Raw genomic sequence first — 22120 nt, 5'->3', positions numbered from 1 at the left:
TTATTCCTCTTTCGAATCCGGACTTAGTGGCTGCCCTGACCACCGGTATCGGCGGCATGGTTTTGCAGGTATTTGAGCAGGGTGCGCTCCTCTTCCTTGCTCAGACGGTAATAGGCAGACATCGCCTTGAGCCCCGAGATCCAGCCGTTGGCGGTGAAGTGAGCGGGATCCGGCGCGCCGTGGCAGGAGTTGCAGGTGGATTTGTACATCTCGCCAGCGTAATCCCAGATCGGCTTGAGCGAGGACTCAAAGCCCTTGCCATCGACCCAGGCCTGAACCTGAACCTGCTCCCACTTGATATGGGTGGCGCTGTCGGTCTCCTGTTTGAGCACTTTCTCGCTCGCTTTCAGTTCGTCACGGATGGTGGCGACGAAGACCCGCTTGCCCATGTATTCGCTCAGTACCCGGCCTTTGCCGTCACTCTCGCGCCACCCTTCGATGGTCACCTTGAGGCGATCGCCGCTGCGGTCTACGACGTCGATGCGGGAGGCGGGCAGCAGTTTGCCGACCGGGTCGGTGCTCTGTTCGCTGGTATAGAGATCTTTTTCACCCAGGTTGTAGAGGGTCTCGGCGGCTGGCGCCTCTTGCGCGTCGTTGACCAGGGTGGCGTAAGTAGCCCGGAAGCCCCCCGCCATGTTGGGCAGTTCGTGGGCGATGCCCTTGTGGCACTCGATGCAGTTCATGTTCTTCGCCGCCGCATCTTTCATCGCCAGCGCTGCCGCCGGGGACTGCTTGGCGTGATCCATGTTGTCGTAGCTGTGGCAGGACTTGCAGGTCTTGGAGTTCTGGCTGCTCATCCGCGCCCACACCTTCTCGGCCAGATGCAGGCGCCGGTCCTCGAACTTCTCCTGGGTGTCGATGCTGTGGCCTATGTACTCCTGATAGAGGTCGTTGGCCGCCTCCATCTTGCGGGCCACCTTGCCGACAAAGTCCTTCGGCTGGTGACAGTCGGTACAGACCGCCTGTACCCCGGAGGCATTCTTGAAGTGGATGGACTCCTTGTACTCCGGATAGACGGTGTCTTTCATGGAGTGGCAGGAGATACAGAATTCGAGGCTGCTGGTTTTCTCAAAGCCATAGTGCAGGCCGACGGTGCCCGCTAGGGTGACGCCGACGCCCATCAGAAGCAGCGCCAGTACCGACCAGCGACGGCTGGGGGTGCGCAGGAAGTGCCACAGTTTTTTCATCATGCTCTCTCACATCACTTTTTTGATGGGAGCCATGATAGGGAGGCGTTGTGAACAGGGCTGCCGCCACAAATTAATGAAATAGGGGTATTTATGACAAAATGTGAATAGAATAATCCTCCCTTGTCGACCATCGTGAACCCTGCCCATGAGCTACCACATTCTGGTTGTTGAAGATGATGCGGTTACCCGCGAGAAGCTGACCGGCTATTTCGAGCGGGAGGGCTATCGGGTGACGGCGGTCGAAAATGGCCAGGAGATGCGCGCCGTGCTGGCGGAACAGACGGTCGATCTGGTGATGCTGGATATCAACCTGCCGGGGGAAGATGGTCTGCTGCTGACCCGTGAACTGCGGGCGCGCAGCACGGTGGGGATCATTCTGGTCACCGGCCGCAGCGATGCGGTGGATCGGATTGTCGGCCTCGAGATGGGGGCCGACGACTATGTCACCAAGCCGTTCGAGCTGCGGGAGTTGCTGGTGCGGGTCAAGAATCTGCTGTGGCGGATCTCGCTGGCGGCCGCCGCGCCGAGCGAGCCTGCGGTGGCTGACGATGCGGTGCGCTTTGGCCCCTGGCGTTTTGATATTCCCCGCCGCCAGCTCAGCAAGGACGGAGTGCCGGTGCGTCTGACCAAGGCCGAATATGAAGTGCTGGTGGCCTTTGTCGCCCATGCCGGGCGGGTGCTCAGCCGGGAGCGGATCCTGACCCTTATCAGCCATCGCGGCGATGGCCCGAGCGATCGCACCATAGACGTGTTGATCCGGCGGCTGCGCGGCAAGATGGAAGCGGATCCGCGGGATCCCCAGCTGTTTGTCACCGTCCATGGTGAAGGCTATCTGTTTGCTGGCGAGATAGCCTCCTGAGCCCGTTACGGTGGCCTTGACCTGTTTGACCGGGTATCAGACCGGCGGGCGGGTATCAAATTGCGGGCAGTCGTCGCCAATCTGGTGCCAGGGTGCCTTGGAGCCGACAAAGATGTGAAACGCGGGCCGCTGGCTCGGCACGTCGTCCAGTACCCCCAACCGCAGATTGATCTTGCCGCTGCTGCTCTTCTGGCTGAACAGGCTGGAGCCGCAGTGACGACAGAAGGCCAGGGTGGTCTCTGCCGATTTCCGGTAGCGGCAGATGGCCTCTTCCCCCTTCACTATGGTGACCTTGTTGCCATCCAGTCCGCCGACCGAGGCATAATCTCCCCCTGAAAACTTGCGGCATTCGCTGCAGTGGCAGTTCCCCATATAGTCGAACTGATCCGGCAGGGTCAGGGCAACGGCGCCGCACAGGCAGCTGGCATGTAACTCTTTCATCTCTTCTCCTTGAGTGTGCTGATCGGACTTGGAACGGCTATTCGACCCGATAGACGGGACGAAAAGCGCCATCCGAGAGGGAATTTGCGGGGTCGGTCAGCGGTGCAGATAGCGTCAGAATGGGTGGCCCCATCACCCGCGGGCACTGCTCGGCACCGGCATCAGGGTGTTGCAGCAGGCAGACCGCCTGAGCGACCGCAAGGCGCCCCTGCAGCCGCATCTGATCGCTGTTGGCGGCCAGGATCTTGCCCCGGCGCAGGCCCCGCTGTACCCCGTGGCTGAAGTAGGTGCTCAGCACCCGGGGCCTGTCGAGATGGCGCTGCGCCAGCTCGTTGACCGCCACTTCGGCGGCGATGGCGCCTCCCACCAGATAGTCGAGCTCTGGATAGCGGGCCAGCGTCTGCTGCACCAGCGTGCGCTGGATTTCCCGGCTGTTGTCGCCGCGCTCTGTGGTGACCAGCTTGATGGCGCTCCCCTTGATGGCATCGGCAAAGCCCGGCTCGACGAAGTTGTTGCCACCACTTGCCTGCGGGCCAGGGAAGAGGGCGACCGAGACCGGCTTGCTGCCGGCGGGGTGGCGCTGCGCCAGCCAGTGGCCGATTTGCCAGCCCATCTGGTACCAGGATACTCCCACCTTCGCCTGCACCAGACCGCTGGGCAGATCGTTGACCAGTCCAAAGGCCGGCAGTTGCGTGGCTGTGATCGCTTCGCGTAAGCCCTGATAACTCACCGCGCCGAGCAAGATGGCGTCGCTCCCTTCCTGCACGCAGCGCTGCAACTGCTGGCGCTGCTCGGCGAGGGCGCCATAGCCCCCCGCTTCGTGGATCTGCAACTTGACTCCCAGCCGCTTCGCCTCGTCAACCATGCCCTGATTGACCGAAAGCCAGTAGGCGTCGCGCAGATGGGGGTAGAGGGCACAGAGGGCCAGCGGTTTGGTTGCGGCAGCGGGTTCCGGCCACTGCTGGCGCACCGGCTGGCCGCTGAATTCGCCGCCGGGCCAGATATCGACCGCAAAGGCGAGGGCGGCTCGGGGAAGCATTAGCAACCAGATCAGCAACAACGGGGAGAGATAGACGCTTCGCATGGTCAGGGGTTTTGTTAAAGTGTTGGGCCATATTATCCGGTCAAAGCCGACCACAACCAAGGGACTTCCCGTGAGAATCTTTTCCGGCCTGGGTGGCAAGTTGCTGCTGGCCTTCTCCCTGATGGCATTGCTGACACTGAGTGCCTCCCTGCTGGGCTGGGTGGGGCTTAGCCATCTGCGCCAGCTGGAACAAGGGGTGCAGCAGACCCTGGCCGATCAGGAGCTGGCGCGTACCCTCTCTCGTCTCAGCGGCGAGATCCAGAGCGCGTCACGGCTGCTGGCCACCGCAACCAGCGAGCAGGAGCGGGAGCATCAGGGACGCCTGCTCACCCTGCAGGGGCAACAGCTGCAACAGGTACTGGCGCAACTTGGTCGTGGGCAGGGTTCAACAAGCCTCGATCAGCTCAGTCAGAGCATCATCGGCAATCTGGGCCAGCAGGGCTGGCTGGTGGGGGAAAGATTGACCCTGATGGCGCAAGGGGAGGCGCAGCGGGCCCGTCTGGTGGCGGCGGCCGGGCAGATCGCCGAGCTGGCGCGCAGCCAGATGGAGAACGCCGAAACCGTGATGGTGGCGGGGTTGGGTTCCCTCTACCAACAACAAGGTGCGCAGGCGACTCGGACGCTGGACCGCCTGCTGGAGCAGGATCTCGACTGGCTGGAGCAGATGACCGAGCTGCGTCATCGCACCCTGATGCAGCAGCAGCGCATCGAGGAGATGTGGCGCAGCGAACGACAGGAACAGTTGCAAACGCTATTGCAAGAGGGGCAGCGGGAGCTGGCCATCTTGCAACTGCGGGCCGGGGCGGTGACCGACCCGGCACGCCGTCAGGCGGTGGAGCAGGCGCTGACCGTGCTTTCGCAGAGCGACAAGCTGGTGCAACTGCGCAGCGACTGGCTCGGCAAGGGGGAGGCGCTGCGGGTGCTGGCCAATGCCAATGAGGCCCTGATGAGCAGCCTCAACCAGCAGGTCGGAGAGCTGGTCAGCCGTGCCCGCGATTCGCTGGGGCAGAGCCAGCAGGCGCTAAGCCAGCGCCTCAGGCTGCTGGAGCAGGCGCTGATGGCCATTGGCCTGCTCACCCTGCTACTACTGATGCTGCTGATGTGGCGCATGGTCTATGGCCGGATCGTCTGGCCACTGCAACGGGCGGTGGCGGGGATGAGCCGGTTGGCGCGCGGGGATCTGGCCCCCCTTGAGCCGATCGCCAGTACCGGGCGCGATGAGCTGGCGGAGCTGGGGCGGGCCCTGCAGGTGTTTCGTGACAATGCGGTGGAGCTGGGCCGCTATCAGCGCGAGCTGGAGTCGCGGGTCGAGGAGCGCACTGGCCAGCTCAGCCACGCCAACGAGCGGCTCAATGAGGAGGTGGAGAAGCAGCGGCAGGCCCGCGCCGAGGCAGAGCAGGCCAACCGCGCCAAGTCTGTGTTTCTCGCCACCATGAGCCACGAGATCCGCACCCCCATGAACGGCATTCTGGGTGGCCTGACACTGCTGGAAGATACCCACCTGAGCGATACCCAGCAGCGCTATCTGGCCGCCATCGAACACAGTGGCGAATCCCTGCTGGAGATCCTCAACGACATTCTCGACTACTCCAAGATAGAAGCGGGCCATGTGGAGGCGCGCCGCGAACCCTTCCCCCTGTTCCAGCTGGTGGATGAGCTCAGCGCGTTGTTCCGGCCAAAGGCAGAGGCCAAGGGGGTCACTCTGGCGCTGGAATATGCGCCCGAGCTGGCGCCTGTGGTCGAGGGGGATCTGGGCAAACTGCGCCAGGTGCTCGGCAACTTGCTCGGCAATGCGGTCAAGTTTACCGCCCGTGGCCAGATTACCCTGACGGTAGCGCCTCTTGCCTGCCAAGGCCCTTGCGCCGAGCCCTGCATCCGCTTCGTGGTGCGCGATACCGGCCCCGGCATTCCGGCCGATGAGCAGGAGGCGGTGTTCGAGGCGTTTCGCCAGCGCAAGCGTGATATAGGCCATCAGGGCGGCACCGGGCTGGGTCTGGCGATTAGCCGCAAGCTGGTGGCCGCCATGGGGGGCGAGCTTATCCTTGCCAGCGAACCGGGCAAGGGGTGTGAATTCAGCTTCAGTTTGCCGTTGCAGCGTTCGAGCGCCCAGTTGCCTGCCGAGGCGCAACCGCTGCACCTTGGCCAGTCCCGTGACATCCTGCTGGTGGAGGATAACGAGATCAACCGGCTGGTGGCGCAAGGCATGCTGACCCGCCTCGGCCATCGCGTCACCCTGGCGGAGGATGGTCGCAGTGCGCTGGCGCTGGTGACTGAGCGCCCCTTCGAGCTGGCGCTGCTCGATATCAATCTGCCCGATATGGACGGGATGACCCTGCGCGAGGATCTGGCCGCCATCAGCGAGGAGATGCATGAGCGGCCGCTGCCCGCCATCGCCATCTCGGCCCAGATGTATCCGGAGGATATCCGCCACTGCCTTGCCGCCGGGTTTGTCGATTTTGTCGGCAAGCCGGTACGGCTGGCGGTGCTGGCGAACGCCATAGATCAACTATTTCGGCAAGAGGGCGCCGCTATCGAGCCACAGGTGCAGTTATCAGTAGCCGTGCCCCCAACTAACCACCCCGAGTGTGCCAATCCGGTGCTGGATGCCGATCTGCCCCTGCTCGGCATGGCGCGGATCCGTCAGCTGGTCGCGCTGTTTGAGTCGCAAGGGCGGGTGTTGCTGGATAAGTTGGCTCAGGGTGAGGGAAGTGAGCAACGTCAGCTGGCGCACAAGCTCAAGGGGAGTGCGCTGGCGCTGGGGTTGACCGAATTTGCCAGCCACTGTGCGGCTCTTGAGGCGGGAGGCGGGGAGCCTGCGGCAATCGGGGCGCAATTTGACGCGGCGGTGAGCGGGTTGCAGCAGTGGCTGGCGGCCAACAGGGATGCGCCGTTCTGATCCCTGCTGGCGATGCACAACGTTCAGAGGGGGCCAGCCCCTGCGCCGTTATTCGCTCTCGCGAAACAGCACCTGCTTGCACTTGGCACAGACCCATTCCCGGCGAAAATCGGTCAGGTGCACCATGCCCACCTCCAGCAACTCGTGGTGGCCGCAGTGATAACAGAAGATGATGTCGCCATCGACTGATTCAGGGTGGGCCGCCAGATATTCGGCTTTGGTGGGGAGTTGATCCCACGAGGTGGTGGGGAGATGTTTGCGTTGGCTGGTGTAGTAGACCCAGTAGAACAGAAAAAAGACAGCCAGGATCACGAATGTCAGCAGATGGTCCATCTTGAACTCCTCCGGTTAGGTGCAGCCCCTCGGATGCATGGCTGCAATCAGCTCCATCATCATTAAATTTGTTTCGAATGAATATGTTACAGGATGGATAAAGAGGGCGTTGTGATCCCCTTCGGGTTTTGCCTGCCCGCAGCGGGATGAAAAATGTGCCGTTTGGCGGAGCGGCCAGGGTATTGAACGGGGAGGGAATCTTGCTTTTTACAACATAAATTCAACATTTTTTTAGGTGGTTGGACTGTCTCTTTGATCCAGCTCACGTTACAATGCACGCGCCCACTTCACCTAACGCGCAAACGATTTTCAGGAGAGAAACGGATGTTGAAACGTGACATGACCATCGCCAATTATGATCCGCAATTGTGGCAGGCCATCACAGACGAAACCCGTCGTCAGGAAGAGCATATCGAGCTGATTGCGTCTGAGAACTACACCAGCCCCCGTGTCATGGAAGCCCAGGGCTCCCAGCTGACCAACAAGTACGCCGAAGGTTACCCCTCCAAGCGTTACTACGGTGGTTGCGAGTATGTGGATGTGGTCGAAACCCTGGCTATCGAGCGCGCCAAAGAGCTGTTCGGTGCCACCTACGCCAACGTGCAACCGCACTCCGGCTCCCAGGCCAACAGCGCCGTTTATATGGCTCTGCTGCAGCCGGGCGACACAGTACTGGGCATGAACCTGGCCCACGGCGGTCACCTGACCCACGGCTCTCCGGTCAACTTCTCCGGCAAGCTTTACAACATCGTGCCTTACGGTATCGATGAGTCCGGCAAGATCGACTACGACGACATGGAACGTCAGGCTGTCGAGCACAAGCCGAAGATGATGATCGGTGGCTTCTCCGCCTACTCCGGCATCGTTGACTGGGCCCGCATGCGCGAAATCGCCGACAAGGTCGGTGCCTACCTGTTCGTCGACATGGCTCACGTGGCGGGTCTGATTGCCGCTGGTGTCTACCCGAACCCGGTTCCCCACGCTCACGTGGTCACCTCCACCACCCACAAGACCCTGGCCGGTCCGCGCGGTGGTCTGATCCTCTCCGCCGCTGACGACGAGGAGCTCTACAAGAAGCTCAACTCTGCCGTCTTCCCGGGTGGTCAGGGTGGCCCGCTGATGCACGTCATCGCCGGTAAAGCCGTTGCCTTCAAAGAGGCGCTGGAGCCGGAGTTCAAGACCTATCAGGCTCAGGTCGTGAAAAACGCCAAGGCGATGGCTGCCACCTTTATCGAGCGCGGTTACAAGATCGTCTCCGGCGGTACCGACAACCATCTGATGCTGGTTGACCTGATCGGCCGCGAGCTGACCGGTAAGGATGCTGACGCTGCACTGGGCAAAGCCAACATCACAGTCAACAAGAACTCCGTGCCCAATGACCCGCGCTCCCCGTTCGTCACCTCCGGTGTGCGGATCGGTACCCCGGCCATCACCCGCCGTGGTTTCAAGGAAGCCGAGTCCATCGAGCTGACCCACTGGATCTGCGACGTACTGGACAACCACGACAACGATGCCGTGCTGGCCACCGTGCGTGAGAAGGTGCTGGATATCTGCCGCCGCTTCCCGGTTTATGGCTGATAAGCCAGACCGTTCGGTTTGAGACCAATGCCACCTGCGGGTGGCATTGTTTTTTCTGGCTTTTACCGGTTTTGGATGGCCGTGCTACACTGGCCGACCTAGATCCTGGCCCGCCGGGCCGGTCCCTGTTCCATTAACGCCGGAGGTCCGATGCATTGCCCATTCTGTAGTGCGGTTGATACCAAGGTGATCGATTCCCGTCTGGTGGCAGAAGGCCATCAGGTGCGCCGCCGTCGTGAGTGTCTGCTCTGTCACGAGCGTTTTACCACCTTCGAGATGGCCGAGCTGGTGATGCCCCGCGTCATCAAGTCCAACGGCTCCCGCGAGCCGTTCAATGAAGACAAGCTGCGTGCCGGCATCCTGCGGGCGCTGGAGAAGCGGCCGGTGAGCATGGAGGCCATCGAAAAGGCGGTCAACCATATCAAATCCCGTCTGCGTGCCACCGGCGAGCGTGAAGTCGCCTCCGAGTTGGTGGGCAATCTGGTGATGGATGAGCTCAAAAGTCTGGACAAGGTGGCCTATATTCGCTTTGCCTCCGTCTATCGCAGCTTCGAAGATATTCGCGAGTTTGGCGAAGAGATTGCCAAGCTGGAGAAGTAAACCGCCATTCTCACCCATGTTGCCGCGTCCGATTACGCTGCGCTAATCGAACCTACGATACTGCGTAAAGCCGAGATGTGTTGTCAAAGGAGCCCGAATGTTTAGTCAAGATGATTACCAATGGATGAGTCGGGCCCTCGAGCTGGCCCGCCGCGGCCGTTACACCACGGCCCCCAACCCCTGCGTCGGCGCCGTGCTGGTGAAAGATGGCGTGGTGGTTGGCGAAGGGTGGCATCAGAAGGCGGGCGAGCCCCATGCCGAGGTCTACGCCCTGCGCGCCGCCGGTGACAACGCCCGTGGCGCTACCGCCTATGTGACCCTCGAACCCTGCTCTCACCACGGTCGTACTCCTCCCTGCGCCGAAGCGCTGATCAACGCCGGGGTGGCCCGGGTGGTGGCGGCCATGGTTGATCCCAATCCCCAGGTGGGCGGGCGTGGCCTGCGCATGCTCTCCGAAGCGGGCATCAAGACCGATTTCGGCCTGCTGGCGAGCGAAGCGGAAGCGCTCAACCCGGGCTTTTTCAAGCGGATGCGGACCGCCTTCCCGCGAGTGACCGTCAAGCTGGGGGCCAGTCTCGATGGTCGTACCGCCATGGCGAGCGGCGAGAGCCAGTGGATCACCTCCCCGGATGCGCGCCGTGACGTGCAGCGACTGCGGGCCCGCCACGATGCGGTACTCTCCAGCGCCGAGACGGTGCTGGCCGATAACGCATCCCTGACCGTGCGCTGGGACGAGCTGCCCCCCTCGGTCAAGGCGAGTTATCCCAAAGAGACCCTGCTCCAGCCGCTGCGAGTCATCGTCGATTCGCAAAACCGGCTCACTCCCGACTTGCCGCTGTTCCAGAGCGAGAGCCCGGTGCTGCTGGCCCGTCACAAGGCGTCCGGCGAGTGGCCCGAGTGGGTGCAGCAGCTGGAGCTGCCGCTGCTGGATGGCAAGCTGGATCTGGTCAGCCTCTTCATGCTGCTGGCCAAGCAGAACGTCAACTCGGTACTGGTCGAGGCGGGCCCGCGGCTGTGCGGCGCTCTGCTGGAAAAAGGGCTGGTGGATGAGCTGGTGCTCTATCAGGCGCCCAAACTGATGGGCGACGAGGGGCGCGGCCTGTTCCATCTGCCCGGCCTGACCCGGCTGTTCCAGGCACCCAAGCTCGCCATCAAGGATGTGCGCATGGTGGGGCCAGATATTCGCATTACCGCCAAAATAGCCTGATCTTTCAATGTTCAAGGGGGGCAGCAGCTGCCCCCATCATCAGCAAGGTGATCTGCATGTTTACCGGAATTATCGAAGCGGTGGGGACCCTGGCCGAACTGCGTCGTCAGGGGGAGGACATGGCCCTCACCGTCCACGCTCCAGGCCTGGATTTTAGCGACGTCAAGCTGGGCGACTCCATCGCTACCAACGGCGTCTGCCTCACCGTCGTGGCGCTGGGCGACAAGAGCTATACCGCCGATGTGTCGCTGGAAACCCTCTCCCGTACCGGTTTTGCCGCCGCCAGAGTGGGCGATCGGGTCAACCTCGAGAAGGCGCTGATGCCCACCTCCCGCCTCGGCGGCCATCTGGTCTCCGGCCATGTGGATGGGGTAGGGGAGGTGAAAAGCGTCTCCAGCAGCGGCCGCGCCATCGAGTACTGGATCAAGGCGCCGGGCGAGCTCTCCCGGTATATCGCCGAGAAGGGCTCCATTGCGGTGGATGGCATCAGCCTCACCGTCAACGCGGTGCAGGGAGACCTTTTCCGCCTGACTATCGTGCCCCACACCGCGCAGGAGACCACCATCGCCAGCTGGAAGCCGGGCCACAAGGTCAACCTCGAGGTCGATCAGATCGCCCGTTATCTGGAGCGGTTGATGATAGGCAAGAGTCAGGAGAGCAGCGCCTCGACCCTGACCATGGAGACACTGGCCAAGGCCGGTTTTCTCTGACGGTGTGCGCTGAATCTGGCCACCAAAACGATTTTCTGTGATCCCGCTCTGATTGAAATGGAGCCGCTAGCCCCAATCTAGAGCAACATACACACGCATTTGCGTTGAGCCTGCGGGCTCAACCCCCAAGCACACTGATGGAGTAGCCCATGGCGCTGAGCACAACCCAGGAAATCATTGCCGATATCAAGGCTGGCAAGATGGTGATCCTGATGGATGACGAAGACAGGGAGAACGAAGGGGACCTCATCATGGCCGCCTCCTGCGTCCGTCCGGAGGATATCAACTTCATGGCCCGCTACGGCCGTGGCCTCATCTGCCTGACCCTGACCCGGGATCGCTGCAAGCAATTGGCGCTGCCGCTGATGGTGGATCGCAACAATGCCCAGTTCTCCACCGCCTTTACCGTCTCCATCGAGGCGGCGGAAGGGGTGACCACAGGTATCTCCGCCGCCGATCGTGCGGTGACCGTGCAGGCCGCTGTGGCGCCCAATGCCAAGGCGGCCGATCTGGTGCAGCCGGGCCACATCTTCCCGCTGATGGCGCAGGATGGCGGCGTGCTGACCCGTGCCGGTCACACCGAAGCGGGCTGCGATCTGGCCCGTCTGGCCGGTTTCGAGCCTGCCGCCGTTATCGTCGAGATCCTCAACGAAGATGGCACCATGGCGCGCCGTCCGGATCTGGAGGTGTTCGCCGAGGAGCACGGCATCAAGCTCGGCACCATCGCCGACCTTATCGAGTACCGCAACCAGCACGAGACCACGGTCGAGAAGGTGGCCGAGTGCAAGTTGCCGACCGAGTTTGGCGAATTCGACCTCATCACCTTCCGCGACACCATCGACAATCAGGTTCACTTCGCCCTGAAAAAGGGTGAGGTGCAGGCCGACCAGCCGACCCTGGTGCGCGTCCATCTGCACGATGTGCTGAGCGATCTGCTGCTGACCGACCGCCACGCCGCCCGCAGCTGGCCGCTGCCCAAATCCATGGCCCGCATCGCTGACGAAGGCGGGGTGCTGGTGATTTTGGGGGCGGAAGCCCACGGCGCCGAGCTGTTGGCCCGGGTCAAGGGTTTTGAAGCCGCCGACAAGGGACTGGCACCGGAAGGAGCCAAGTGGCAGGGCACCTCGCGCCGTGTTGGCGTGGGTTCCCAGATCCTCAAGGCGCTCGGCGTGAGCAAGATGCGTCTGCTGAGCTCGCCGAAGAAGTACCATGCCCTCGGTGGTTTCGGTCTGGAAGTGGTTGAGTACGTCGGCGAGTAAAGCTCCACCAGAGAAGTACCATCCCCTTCCGGGGGGGGGGGGGGCGGTCTGGAAGTGGTTGAGTACATCGGCGAGTAAAGTCCCACCAGAGAAGTAGCATCCCCTTCCGAGTGGTTTCGGTCTGGAAGTCGTGGAATGTACCGGCGAGTAAGCGCGCCGGACTGGTTAAATCGCGATCATGGCCGTCTATTGCGGCCATGGTTTTTGTCGTGGGTCTGTTGTGCTAGAATGTGCGCACTTTTGACTCCGGCCCTTTTGATTGCACAGATACAGGATTTCCAATGAAGGTTATCGAAGGAAATATCGCCGCTCCTGAGGCGCGCATTGCTATTGTTGTTGCCCGTTTCAACAGCTTCATCAACGACAGTCTGGTGAACGGCGCGGTGGACGTACTGAAGCGTCAAGGTCAAGTGCAGGACAGCAACCTGACACTGGTAAAAGTGCCGGGCGCGGTTGAAATGCCATTGGTCATCAAGAAGCTGGCCAAGAGTGGTCAATACGATGCCATCGTGGCGGTCGGTACTGTCATCCGTGGCGGCACCTACCACTTCGACCTGGTGGCAAACGAGAACAGCAAGGGCATGGCCCAGGTAATGATGGAATATGAAATTCCCGTTGCCTTCGGTGTGCTGACCACTGAAAACATTGAACAAGCCATCGAGCGTGCAGGTACCAAGGCGGGTAACAAGGGTGCAGAGGCTGCACTGGCAGCGCTCGAAATGATCAACGTCCTGAAAGAACTGGACGTGTAACGAGGAGAAGTACATTGAAACCGTCTGAGCGCCGTAAAGCCCGCCATTGCGCCACCCAGGCCATCTACCAGTGGCAGATGACCAAGGCTAACGTGGGTGACATCGAAGAGCAGTTCAAGATCGATCAGGACACCAAGGGTGTAGACCTGAACTATTTCCGCGATCTGCTGTTCGGGGTAGCCCTCCACTGCAGCGAGCTGGACAAGGTGTTTGCACCTTTCCTCTCCCGTCCGCTGGAAGAAGTGGACATGGTGGACAAGGCGATCCTGCGTCTGGCGACCTACGAGCTGACCCGTCGTGATGATGTACCGCCGCGCGTGGTTATCAACGAAGCGATCGAGCTGGCCAAAGCTTTTGCTGCCGATGACAGCCACAAGTTTGTCAACGGTGTACTGGACAAGGTGATCAAGTCGCTGAACAAGCGTTGATCCTGCTGTCCGTCAGCATCTAAGAGAGGAGCCAGCTTATTGCTGGCTTTTTACTGTATGGGTGAATTTGAGCTGATTGATAAGTACTTCAAGGTCCCCCACGCCCGCAAGGACGTGGTGATGGGCCCTGGAGATGACTGTGCCCTGCTGACCCTGCCCCCCGATACCCAGCTGGCGGTGAGCACCGACACTCTGGTGAGCGGCGTACACTTCTTTCCCGACATGGATCCGGTGGATCTCGGCTACAAGGCGCTGGCGGTCAATCTCTCCGATCTCGCCGCCATGGGAGCCGAGCCGCGCTGGGTCTCGCTGGCGCTGACGTTGCCGGCCATCAACGAGAGCTGGGTTGCCGGCTTTGCCGAAGGATTCCTGGAGCTCGCCGAGTACTACAACGTGGCGCTGGTGGGCGGGGACATGACCCGCGGGCCGCTCTCCATCACGGTGTCGGTCAAGGGGTCGGTGCCTGCCGGTCGCGCCCTGATGCGCAGTGGTGCCAAAGCCGGTGACGGCATCTATGTGACCGGCACTCTGGGTGATGCCGCGCTGGCGCTCTCCCACCTGCTGAGCAAACGCACCCTCAACGAGAACCAGCTGGCAGCTGTGCTGCCACGGCTCGACCACCCCCATCCCCGCATTCTGGCCGGTCAGGCGCTGCGCGGGCTGGCGGGCAGTGCGCTGGATCTCTCCGACGGTCTGGCATCGGATCTCGGCCATATCCTCAAGGCCTCCGGCGTGCGGGCCCAGATCGAGCTCGATCTGCTGCCGCTCTCGCCGGTGCTGCAGGATGCGGTGAGCGAGCAGGAGGCGTGGCAACTGGCGCTGGCCGGTGGCGATGACTACGAGCTCTGCTTCACCGTACCGGAGGAGCACCGCGGCGCGCTCGATACGGCGCTGGCCCACAGCGGGGTCAAATTCAGCCGCATCGGCCGCATCGTGGCGGGCGAGCCGGGCATCGACTACCTGCGTGGCGACCAGGCGGTCGAGTTGCAACTGAAAGGGTGGGATCACTTCGCATGAGTTTGTTCAGGATAAAGCCCGAGCTGACACGACTGGATCTGAAAAATCCGCTTCACTTTTTGGCGGTGGGATTTGGTTCCGGTCTCAGCCCCAAAGCGCCGGGCACCATGGGCACCCTGGCGGCGATTCCGCTCTATCTGCTGGTGAGCGGTCTGCCGACCCACTGGTTTATCGCCTTGCTGGCGGTGGGTTTTGTTGTCGGTATTCGTATCTGCCAGAGCGCCACCGATGCCATCGGCATGCCGGATCACGGCGCCATCGTCTGGGACGAGGTGATCGGCTTTGGCGTCACCATGATCGCAGCGCCAGCCGGCTGGGAGTGGGTGGTGGCGGGCTTCGCGCTGTTCCGGTTGTTTGATGTGCTCAAGCCCTGGCCCATCTCCTGGTTTGATCGCCGGATCCACGGTGGCCTGGGCATCATGCTGGACGATCTGATCGCTGGCCTGTTCGCCCTGTTTTGTATGCAATTACTGGCATTCTGGCTCGGTTGAGTGCCCCCTTCCGGGGGATGACCGTTCTGGCATCCCCCGATTTATATCTGCTTAATTTTCATTCATCGGCATATGCTGCCGTTTATCATCCATTTCACATAAATATTCACTACTCATTCGGGGCTGGTGATTGTTTTGGAAATAGTGATAAATGCTGCTTGTTGCGTTGTTGTTGAAATTAAAGTAATGATACCAATAGATGTACGGACGCACCGGCCATTTGTGTGATGAAAATCATCATTTATCTCTGCCGAATTGGTGGTTATCTGCACAAAACATTGCGGAATTGTATAACTCAATCATTTACACCCGTGGTCAAACCGTCTAAGTTACTCGCGGGTTATTCCAAAAAAATGCAAAAAACCCGCCCGGATCGCTGGTTTCGCTGCCTCATGGATTGAGCGAATATTGCCCAAGGTAACAACCGGCATCTGCGGCTGATTTACGGACGAATTATTTGGGACGGATGTCCCCCGCAGAGGTAAACATGTCCTTGCTCGAAGTAAAGAACTTGCGGATCGAGTACCCCTCCCGCTACGGGGTGCTGGCCGCGGTAAAGGATCTCTCTTTCTCTATCGAAAAGGGTGAGATTGTCGGAGTGGTCGGTGAATCCGGCGCCGGCAAGTCCACCATCGGCAACGCCGTTATCGATCTCCTGAGCCCGCCGGGTCGCATCGCCCGTGGCGATATCTATCTCAATGGCGAGCTCATCTCCGGCAAGAGCCAGAACGAGATGCGGGCCATCCGTGGCTCCCGTATCGGGTTCATCTTCCAGGACCCCATGACCTCCCTCAACCCGCTGTTCACCGTTGAGCATCAGCTGGTGGAGACCATTCTGGCCAATACCGACCTCTCTCGCGAAGCCGCTTTTGCCAAGGCATTGGAGCTGATGGGGGCGGTGGGTATTCCGCAGCCGGAGCTGCGCATCAAACAGTATCCGCACCAGTTTTCCGGTGGCATGCGTCAGCGGGTGGTTATCGCCATTGCGCTCTCCTGCGATCCGGAGCTGATCATCGCTGATGAGCCGACCACGGCGCTCGACGTATCCATTCAGGATCAGATCCTTCAGCTTATCCGCGCCCTCTGCAAAGAGCGTCAGGTGGGCTGCATGCTGGTGACCCACGACATGGGCGTGGTCTCCAACGTTACCGACAAGGTGGCGGTGATGTATCGCGGCGATCTGGTGGAGTTCGGCCTGACCGAACAGGTACTGGGCAGCCCCAATCACCCCTATACCCGCAGCCTCATCTCGGCGGTGCCCCGCTCCGATGTGAAGCTGGTGCGTTTCCCGCTGGTCTCCTATATCGAGGATGCCAGTGCGCCGGATACCAATATCGACCTCAAGACCCACTGGCTCGGCCAGAGTCAGGACGAGCGTGCCTATGAAGGGGCGCTGCTGCGGGTGGAGAACGTCGATCTGAAGTTCGTCACCAAGGACTCCATCTTCCCGAGCCGCCGCCAGTATGTGCGTGCCTGCAACAACATCAGCTTCGAGATCTTCGAGGGTGAAACCTTCGGTCTGGTGGGGGAGTCGGGCTCCGGCAAATCGACCATTGCCCGCGCCATCACCGGTCTCTATCCGCCTGATACCGGCAAGATTTTCTTCGAGGGGATCGATCTGACCGCTCTCAAGAGCGAGCGCGAGCGTCGCCCGCTGCGTCGCCAGATGCAGATGGTGTTCCAGAACCCCTATTCCTCGATGAACCCGCGGATGAAGGTGCGCGACATCATTGCCGAGCCGATCCGCTTCCATCAGCTGGCGAGCAGCGAGAGCCAGATCGAGGGGATCGTCGGCGATCTGCTGGATCACGTGGGTCTCGGTCGTGGTGCCGGGGTCAAGTATCCCCACGAGTTCTCCGGCGGTCAGCGCCAGCGTATCTCCATTGCCCGCGCACTGGCCACTCGCCCGCGCTTCCTTATCTGTGACGAGCCGACCTCGGCGCTGGATGTGTCGGTGCAGGCCCAGATCCTCAACCTGCTCAAGGATCTGCAGCAGGAGCTCAAGCTCACCATGCTGTTTATCAGCCACGATCTGCCGGTGATCCGCCAGATGTGCGACCGCATCGGGGTGATGCAGCACGGTCATCTGGTGGAGGTGGCCGAGACCGAGAAACTCTTTACCAATGCCGAGCATGAGTACAGCCGCAAGCTGATCTCCCTCATGCCGGAGTTCAAGGGAATGTCCCGCGAGGGGCTGGAAATCGCAAGCTAGGAGAGCGCCGGTGCGCCGGTCTGCTTGTCAAAAAAAGTGTCATAAGAAAGCCAAAAGCATGGAGAACAAGATGAAGAAAGGATTGTCCAAGATTGCCCTGGCGCTGTTTGCCGCCGGTTTCGCCTTCAGTGTCTCAGCCGCTGATATCAAGGTGGGTGTCGCTTCTGACGCCACTTCGCTGGATCCGCAGGAGCAGCTCTCCGGTCAGACCCTGGAGATGTCGCACCTGGTATTCGATCCCCTGATGCGTTACACCCAGGACCTGCAGTTCGAGCCCCGTCTGGCCGAGAAGTATGAGCGTATTGACGACAAGACCGTCCGCTTCCACCTGCGCAAAGGGGTCAAGTTCCACTCCGGTAACGACTTCACCGCTGACGACGTGGTGTGGACCGTCAACCGCCTGAAATCCTCCGTCGACTTCAAGGCGATCTTCGATCCCATCAGCGAAGTGAAGAAGGTCGATGACTACACCGTCGATCTGATTACCGCCAAGCCCTTCCCGCTGGTGCTGCAGACCGTCACCTACATCTTCCCGATGGACTCCAAGTTCTACACCGGCAAGACCGAAGCGGGCAAAGACAAGGCCGAGATCGTCAAAAACGGCGACTCCTATGCCTCTACCCACGTCTCCGGTACTGGCCCGTTCACTGTCAAGTTCCGCGAGCAGGGTGTGAAGCTGGATTATGCCCGCAACGCCAACTACTGGGATAAAGCCTCCAAGGGTAACGTCGAGAACCTGACCGTAGTGCCGATCAAGGAAGATGCGACCCGTGTTGCAGCCCTGCTGGGTGGCGACGTGGACATGATCTATCCGGTTGCGCCGAACGATCTGGAGCGCGTGAAGAATGGCAAGGACTCCCAGCTGGTCACCCTGTCCGGTACCCGCGCCATCATCATCGAGCTGAACCAGAACACCAACCCGGCACTGAAAGACAAGCGCGTGCGTCAGGCGATCAACTACGCCATCAACCAGGTGGGCATTGTCGAGAAGATCAACAAGGGCTTCGGTACCCCTGCTGGCCAGCTGAGCCCGAAAGGCTATGCCGGTCACAACGAGGCGCTGGTGCCCCAGTATGATCTGGCCAAGGCCAAGGAGCTGATGAAAGAGGCCGGTTACGAGAAAGGCTTCAAGATGACCTTCATCTCCCCGGCTGCCCGCTACGTCAACGACGTCAAGATTGCCCAGGCTGTCTCCGCCATGCTGGCCAAGATCAACATCAAGGTGGATCTGAAAACCATGCCGGTGGCCCAGTACTGGCCTGAGTTTGACAAGTGTGCCGCGGACATGCAGATGATCGGTTGGCACTCCGACACCGAAGATACTGCGAACTTCTTCGAGTTCCTGACCTTCACCAAGGATGCCAAGACCGGTATGGGCCAGTACAACTGCGCCGGTTATGCCAACGCCGAAGCTGACAAGCTGGTGATGGATGCCAACGCCGAGACCGATCCGGCCAAGCGTGCCGAGATGCTGAAGAAGGTCGAAGCCATGCTGATCGAAGATGCTGCCTACGTGCCGTTGCACTGGGAAGATCTGGCCTATGGCGCCAAGAAGAACGTCGACATCAAGCCGGTGGTCAACGTGATGAACTTCCCTTACCTGGGTGACCTGGTGGTCAGCAAGTAAGAGAACGTCGCAAGGAAGGACGGGGCGGGGTGGTCAGCTGGCCACTCCGCCCACTAACAGAAGCCTGTGCCACGACACAGGCCACGTAGAAGGACAAGCATGTTTACATTCCTGCTGAAACGGTTCTATCAGGCCGTGATAGTGATGTTCGTCATCAGCCTGGTCGCCTTCTCCATCCAGGACAACCTGGGTGACCCGTTGCGCGAGCTGGTGGGACAATCCGTCTCCGAAGCCCAGCGTCACGAGTTGCGCGAGAAGATGGGCCTTAACGATCCCTTCCTCATCAAATACAGCCGCTTTCTGAAAAATGCGGTGCATGGGGATTTGGGCACCTCCTATTTCTTCAAGCGACCAGCTCTCGAGGTGATCCTCGACAAGCTGGTGGCTACCCTTGAGCTGGTGTTTGCTGCCGCGCTCATCATCGTGGTGGTCTCCATTCCACTCGGTGTCTATTCGGCGATCCGCCCGCGCAGCATTCCCACCAAGATCATCATGGCGGGGAGCAGTATCGGCATCTCGATCCCGGTATTTTTGACCGCCATCATGCTGATGTACCTCTTCTCCATCCAGCTGGGCTGGCTGCCAGCCTATGGCCGCGGCGAGACCCGTAACCTGCTGGGCTGGGAGTCGGGCTTCTTCACCTGGGATGGCATCCTGCACCTGATCCTGCCGGCGGTGTCGCTCTCTTCCATCATGCTGCCGCTGTTTATCCGGCTGGTGCGCTCCGAGATGCTGGAGCAGCTCTCTTCCGAGTACGTCAAGTTCGCCCGCGCCAAGGGGCTGGACAACAACAAGGTCTACTATCAGCACGCTCTGAAGAACACCATGCTGCCGGTCATTACCGTCGGCGGGGTGCAGATCGGTACCATGGTGGCCTACACCATTCTGACCGAGAGTGTGTTCCAGTGGCCGGGTACCGGCTTCCTGTTTCTTGAAGCGATCCACAGGGTCGATACCCCGCTGATCACCGCCTACGTCATCTTCGTGGGATTGATCTTCGTGGTGACCAATACCCTGGTCGACCTGCTCTACGGGTTGATTAACCCGACCGTTAACCTGACTGCCAAGGGGTAAGCATGAGTAACGCTGTAACTGCAAGCCCAAGCCGTTGGGCACGATTCAAGAACTCTGACATCGTCTACTACTTCCTGCGGGACAAGGTAGCCATGTTCAGCTTTGCGGTGTTCGTGGTATTTGTGCTGGCGGCGCTGCTGGCCCCCTGGCTCGCCCCGCACAACGTCTATGACCAGACCAGTTTTGATCTGATGGATGCCGAGTTGCCCCCCTCCTGGCTCGAAGGTGGCGAGGAGCGCTTCTGGCTCGGCACCGACAACCAGGGACGAGATATCTGGAGCACCATCCTCTATGGCGCCCGTATCTCCCTCACCATCGGCCTGTTTGCGGTGGCGCTGCAGCTGGTGCTTGGTATCGTCATCGGTCTGATTGCCGGTTACTTCGGTGGTCGTATCGACAACCTGCTGATGCGCTTTGCCGATGTGCAGCTGTCGTTCTCCACCATGATGGTGGCGATCATCATCTCCGCCATCTTTCAGGCAACCTTTGGCTCCGAGTTTTACTCGAAGTTTGCCATCATGATGCTGGTGGTGATCATCGGTATCGCCGAGTGGCCGCAATACGCCCGTACCGTGCGCGCCTCTGTGCTGGCGGAGAAGAAGAAGGAGTATGTGGAGGCCGCCAAGGTGATGGGGTTCCGCGCCCCGCGCATCATGTTCCGCCACATTCTGCCCAACTGCCTGTCGCCCATTCTGGTGATCTCCACCGTGCAGGTGGCCAACGCTATCATGAGCGAGGCGGCGCTCTCCTTCCTCGGGCTGGGAATGCCGGTTGATCAGCCCTCGCTCGGTTCGCTTATCAGCGTCGGCTTCAACTACATCTTCTCCGGCTCCTGGTGGATCACCGCCTTCCCGGGTATCTGTCTGGTGGTGCTGGTGCTGGTCATCAACCTGCTGGGTGACTGGCTGCGGGATGTGTTTAACCCCAAGATCTACAAAGGTTAACGCGGGCCGACTCTGAGGCGCCGAGTCGCAGCTGTCAGGTCATTTGGATGAAAAAAATCCGAAACCGGTTTAGCCGGTTTCGGATTTTTTATTGGTCTTGAGCAGACAGCTTGTTGATTGCACACCCATCAGTAGTGCGGCGGCGGGGTCTCTTCGGCCATGCTGGCAATCTGGCTGGGCTGTACGCTTTGTAGTTTGTCGATCAGCAGCTGGATCTGGTATTTGAGCCGATCGAGTTCACGGCCCTGGGTGGTCACCTCGTCGTTGAGCTGCTCTATGGTGTATTCCGCATAGGCGAGACGGGTTTCCAGGGTTTCGATGCGATCGTTAAGTTGCTGACTCATGGGCCTTCGGGTCCTTACTTGATTGTCCAGATTTCGGCCAGACCACTGGAGCTGGCACTGACAAGGTGGCTATTGTCGCGCAAAGCGACGCCGTAGACCACTGCGCTGGGCGGTTTCACCTTGGGTTGCGGCGAGACGCGCCAGCTCTGCAGCAGGGCACCATCGCTCACTTGCCACAGGGAGAGCTGACGGGAAGGGGCGCCGGTGATGAGCCACTTGCCATCGTTGGCAAAGCGGGCGCTGGTGTATACCTCGAAGCGGTGATCATATTGCAGCTGACTCACCTCCTTGCCAGTTTTCAGGTCCCAGATGCTGGCCCGGCTGCTGTCGGCGGTGAAGGCGTAGCGGCCGCTCGGCTCCAGTCTGGCCATGATCACCCGGCCACCATGGTTGAAGCGCCAGATCACCTGCCCGCTACGGGTATCCCACAGATAGGCGCTGTAGTCGTTGCCGCCGGTCAGGGCGTAGCGACCGTTGGCGGAGAGATCCACCGTATTGACCTGTTCGGTGTGCCCCAGAAACTGCAGGCGACGGCCGCTTCGGGTGTCGAGCCACTCAGCTTTGCCATCTTCCCGCCCGATCAGCACATAACGACCGTCGGCAGAGAGCGCGATGTCCCTCAGCCTGGATTCAGGAAGTGAGTAGTAGCCTTGTGATTGCCCGTCGTTCAGCCGCCAGGTAGCAAAGGTGTCTGGGGTTGCGGTGACGGCATGGCTGTTGCCTTCGGAAAAGCGGGTAATGAATACCAGATCATCCGCAGAGTCGGATTGCTTCCAGCGCCAGCGTTGACGGTTCTGTTCCAGATCCCAGACGATGATGCCCTGGCTGATGCTGGAGACGATGGCCTGCTTGCCATCACTGGAGAGATCTGCGGTCAGCAGACCCGTGCTGGCGAGGGTCATTTGCTGGTTGGGTTGGGAGCTCTGCTCGCAACCGGTGAGCATTAAACAGAGGCTCACCAGATAAATGGCACTTTTTATCATTTTTGCGGTCTCACGCTTTTGTTACCTGCGATCACGGCGTTAGTATAAGGCGCTTATCACGATAAACCTCTCATTTCACGATGGAACCGAG

The 22120-nt window shown here is 60.5% G+C and carries 21 protein-coding genes; 15 read left to right on the top strand and 6 right to left on the bottom strand.

Going from position 1 to position 22120, the window contains the following annotated elements:
* Nucleotides 1–23: 23 nt before the first annotated feature.
* Nucleotides 24–1190: a pentaheme c-type cytochrome TorC gene (gene torC, locus I6L49_RS11555; protein WP_216949585.1), complete on the bottom strand. Its 1167-nt coding sequence runs from the start codon at nt 1188–1190 to the stop codon at nt 24–26.
* A 145-nt stretch (nt 1191–1335) separates the two neighbouring features.
* Between torC and torR the strand changes: the two genes are divergently transcribed.
* Entirely contained in the window at nt 1336–2049 is a 714-nt protein-coding gene (torR, locus tag I6L49_RS11550) for a two-component system response regulator TorR (protein ID WP_042080622.1), read from the top strand.
* A 36-nt stretch (nt 2050–2085) separates the two neighbouring features.
* On the opposite strand, the gene I6L49_RS11545 is transcribed toward torR, so the two are convergent.
* Together I6L49_RS11545 and torT are read right to left on the bottom strand one after the other, a co-directional pair.
* Nucleotides 2086–2490, bottom strand: a complete 405-nt coding sequence (locus I6L49_RS11545; protein ID WP_139472017.1) for a GFA family protein — start codon at nt 2488–2490, stop codon at nt 2086–2088.
* Between the two features lie 37 nt (nt 2491–2527).
* A complete protein-coding gene (gene torT / locus I6L49_RS11540) occupies nt 2528–3574 on the bottom strand; it encodes a TMAO reductase system periplasmic protein TorT (RefSeq protein WP_216949584.1) in 1047 nt (348 codons plus the stop codon).
* Nucleotides 3575–3644: 70 nt separating this feature from the next.
* Between torT and torS the strand changes: the two genes are divergently transcribed.
* Nucleotides 3645–6470, top strand: coding sequence for a TMAO reductase system sensor histidine kinase/response regulator TorS (gene torS, locus I6L49_RS11535; protein WP_216949583.1), 2826 nt, complete (start codon nt 3645–3647; stop codon nt 6468–6470).
* A 48-nt stretch (nt 6471–6518) separates the two neighbouring features.
* Here torS and I6L49_RS11530 read toward each other — a convergent pair whose 3' ends face one another.
* Nucleotides 6519–6803, bottom strand: a complete 285-nt coding sequence (locus tag I6L49_RS11530) for a hypothetical protein (RefSeq protein ID WP_043822853.1) — start codon at nt 6801–6803, stop codon at nt 6519–6521.
* 324 nt (nt 6804–7127) lie between these two features.
* Between I6L49_RS11530 and glyA the strand changes: the two genes are divergently transcribed.
* The 13 genes from glyA (at nt 7128) to I6L49_RS11465 (ending at nt 20702) form a co-directional block, all read left to right on the top strand.
* Nucleotides 7128–8381: a serine hydroxymethyltransferase gene (gene glyA, locus I6L49_RS11525; protein WP_005338884.1), complete on the top strand. Its 1254-nt coding sequence runs from the start codon at nt 7128–7130 to the stop codon at nt 8379–8381.
* Nucleotides 8382–8531: 150 nt separating this feature from the next.
* The gene (gene nrdR, locus I6L49_RS11520) at nt 8532–8981 is read left to right on the top strand and encodes a transcriptional regulator NrdR (RefSeq protein ID WP_005338880.1); all 450 of its coding nucleotides are present in this window, start codon (nt 8532–8534) and stop codon (nt 8979–8981) included.
* A 97-nt stretch (nt 8982–9078) separates the two neighbouring features.
* On the top strand, nt 9079–10188 hold the full coding sequence (gene ribD, locus I6L49_RS11515) for a bifunctional diaminohydroxyphosphoribosylaminopyrimidine deaminase/5-amino-6-(5-phosphoribosylamino)uracil reductase RibD (RefSeq protein ID WP_216949582.1): 1110 nt from the start codon (nt 9079–9081) through the stop codon (nt 10186–10188).
* 56 nt (nt 10189–10244) lie between these two features.
* Entirely contained in the window at nt 10245–10898 is a 654-nt protein-coding gene (locus I6L49_RS11510; protein ID WP_216949581.1) for a riboflavin synthase, read from the top strand.
* Nucleotides 10899–11047: 149 nt separating this feature from the next.
* On the top strand, nt 11048–12157 hold the full coding sequence (gene ribBA / locus I6L49_RS11505) for a bifunctional 3,4-dihydroxy-2-butanone-4-phosphate synthase/GTP cyclohydrolase II (RefSeq protein WP_201902227.1): 1110 nt from the start codon (nt 11048–11050) through the stop codon (nt 12155–12157).
* 281 nt (nt 12158–12438) lie between these two features.
* Nucleotides 12439–12909, top strand: coding sequence for a 6,7-dimethyl-8-ribityllumazine synthase (ribE, locus tag I6L49_RS11500; RefSeq protein WP_019445931.1), 471 nt, complete (start codon nt 12439–12441; stop codon nt 12907–12909).
* A 14-nt stretch (nt 12910–12923) separates the two neighbouring features.
* Complete coding sequence (nusB, locus tag I6L49_RS11495; RefSeq protein ID WP_005343514.1) at nt 12924–13337, top strand: transcription antitermination factor NusB; 414 nt, start codon at nt 12924–12926, stop codon at nt 13335–13337.
* Between the two features lie 57 nt (nt 13338–13394).
* Complete coding sequence (gene thiL, locus I6L49_RS11490; RefSeq protein WP_216949580.1) at nt 13395–14354, top strand: thiamine-phosphate kinase; 960 nt, start codon at nt 13395–13397, stop codon at nt 14352–14354.
* Nucleotides 14351–14845 carry a phosphatidylglycerophosphatase A gene (locus tag I6L49_RS11485; protein ID WP_005349509.1) on the top strand — a complete coding sequence of 165 codons (495 nt, stop codon included), beginning with the start codon at nt 14351–14353 and terminating at the stop codon, nt 14843–14845. The genes thiL and I6L49_RS11485 overlap by 4 nt, the downstream gene beginning before the upstream one ends.
* A gap of 487 nt (nt 14846–15332) precedes the next feature.
* On the top strand, nt 15333–17057 hold the full coding sequence (locus I6L49_RS11480) for an ABC transporter ATP-binding protein (protein WP_005358467.1): 1725 nt from the start codon (nt 15333–15335) through the stop codon (nt 17055–17057).
* 70 nt (nt 17058–17127) lie between these two features.
* Nucleotides 17128–18684, top strand: a complete 1557-nt coding sequence (locus I6L49_RS11475; RefSeq protein WP_216949579.1) for an ABC transporter substrate-binding protein — start codon at nt 17128–17130, stop codon at nt 18682–18684.
* A gap of 99 nt (nt 18685–18783) precedes the next feature.
* A complete protein-coding gene (locus I6L49_RS11470; RefSeq protein WP_005349514.1) occupies nt 18784–19758 on the top strand; it encodes an ABC transporter permease in 975 nt (324 codons plus the stop codon).
* Nucleotides 19759–19760: 2 nt separating this feature from the next.
* Entirely contained in the window at nt 19761–20702 is a 942-nt protein-coding gene (locus tag I6L49_RS11465; protein ID WP_040068611.1) for an ABC transporter permease, read from the top strand.
* Nucleotides 20703–20830: 128 nt separating this feature from the next.
* On the opposite strand, the gene I6L49_RS11460 is transcribed toward I6L49_RS11465, so the two are convergent.
* Nucleotides 20831–21046 (bottom strand): SlyX family protein, encoded by a 216-nt coding sequence (locus I6L49_RS11460; RefSeq protein ID WP_005335285.1) that lies wholly within the window; start codon nt 21044–21046, stop codon nt 20831–20833.
* 14 nt (nt 21047–21060) lie between these two features.
* Complete coding sequence (locus I6L49_RS11455) at nt 21061–22029, bottom strand: hypothetical protein (RefSeq protein WP_021230804.1); 969 nt, start codon at nt 22027–22029, stop codon at nt 21061–21063.
* Between the last annotated feature and the right edge of the window lie 91 nt (nt 22030–22120).

This window comes from Aeromonas sp. FDAARGOS 1419, from assembly GCF_019047045.1.
GTDB lineage: Bacteria > Pseudomonadota > Gammaproteobacteria > Enterobacterales > Aeromonadaceae > Aeromonas > Aeromonas veronii.
This window is presented reverse-complemented; position numbering and strand designations above follow the sequence as displayed.

Bases quoted from the DNA above. Each gene is read 5' to 3' on its own strand.
- thiL (WP_216949580.1), top strand. From the start codon at position 13,395: ATGGGTGAATTTGAGCTGATTGATAAGTACTTCAAGGTCCCCCACGCC.
- I6L49_RS11460 (WP_005335285.1), bottom strand. From the start codon at position 21,046: ATGAGTCAGCAACTTAACGATCGCATCGAAACCCTGGAAACCCGTCTC.
- torR (WP_042080622.1), top strand. From the start codon at position 1,336: ATGAGCTACCACATTCTGGTTGTTGAAGATGATGCGGTTACCCGCGAG.
- I6L49_RS11510 (WP_216949581.1), top strand. From the start codon at position 10,245: ATGTTTACCGGAATTATCGAAGCGGTGGGGACCCTGGCCGAACTGCGT.
- I6L49_RS11470 (WP_005349514.1), top strand. From the start codon at position 18,784: ATGTTTACATTCCTGCTGAAACGGTTCTATCAGGCCGTGATAGTGATG.
- I6L49_RS11465 (WP_040068611.1), top strand. From the start codon at position 19,761: ATGAGTAACGCTGTAACTGCAAGCCCAAGCCGTTGGGCACGATTCAAG.
- I6L49_RS11545 (WP_139472017.1), bottom strand. From the start codon at position 2,490: ATGAAAGAGTTACATGCCAGCTGCCTGTGCGGCGCCGTTGCCCTGACC.
- I6L49_RS11475 (WP_216949579.1), top strand. From the start codon at position 17,128: ATGAAGAAAGGATTGTCCAAGATTGCCCTGGCGCTGTTTGCCGCCGGT.
- I6L49_RS11480 (WP_005358467.1), top strand. From the start codon at position 15,333: ATGTCCTTGCTCGAAGTAAAGAACTTGCGGATCGAGTACCCCTCCCGC.
- torC (WP_216949585.1), bottom strand. From the start codon at position 1,190: ATGATGAAAAAACTGTGGCACTTCCTGCGCACCCCCAGCCGTCGCTGG.
- ribE (WP_019445931.1), top strand. From the start codon at position 12,439: ATGAAGGTTATCGAAGGAAATATCGCCGCTCCTGAGGCGCGCATTGCT.
- I6L49_RS11530 (WP_043822853.1), bottom strand. From the start codon at position 6,803: ATGGACCATCTGCTGACATTCGTGATCCTGGCTGTCTTTTTTCTGTTC.
- glyA (WP_005338884.1), top strand. From the start codon at position 7,128: ATGTTGAAACGTGACATGACCATCGCCAATTATGATCCGCAATTGTGG.
- ribBA (WP_201902227.1), top strand. From the start codon at position 11,048: ATGGCGCTGAGCACAACCCAGGAAATCATTGCCGATATCAAGGCTGGC.
- nrdR (WP_005338880.1), top strand. From the start codon at position 8,532: ATGCATTGCCCATTCTGTAGTGCGGTTGATACCAAGGTGATCGATTCC.
- ribD (WP_216949582.1), top strand. From the start codon at position 9,079: ATGTTTAGTCAAGATGATTACCAATGGATGAGTCGGGCCCTCGAGCTG.
- I6L49_RS11455 (WP_021230804.1), bottom strand. From the start codon at position 22,029: ATGATAAAAAGTGCCATTTATCTGGTGAGCCTCTGTTTAATGCTCACC.
- I6L49_RS11485 (WP_005349509.1), top strand. From the start codon at position 14,351: ATGAGTTTGTTCAGGATAAAGCCCGAGCTGACACGACTGGATCTGAAA.
- torT (WP_216949584.1), bottom strand. From the start codon at position 3,574: ATGCGAAGCGTCTATCTCTCCCCGTTGTTGCTGATCTGGTTGCTAATG.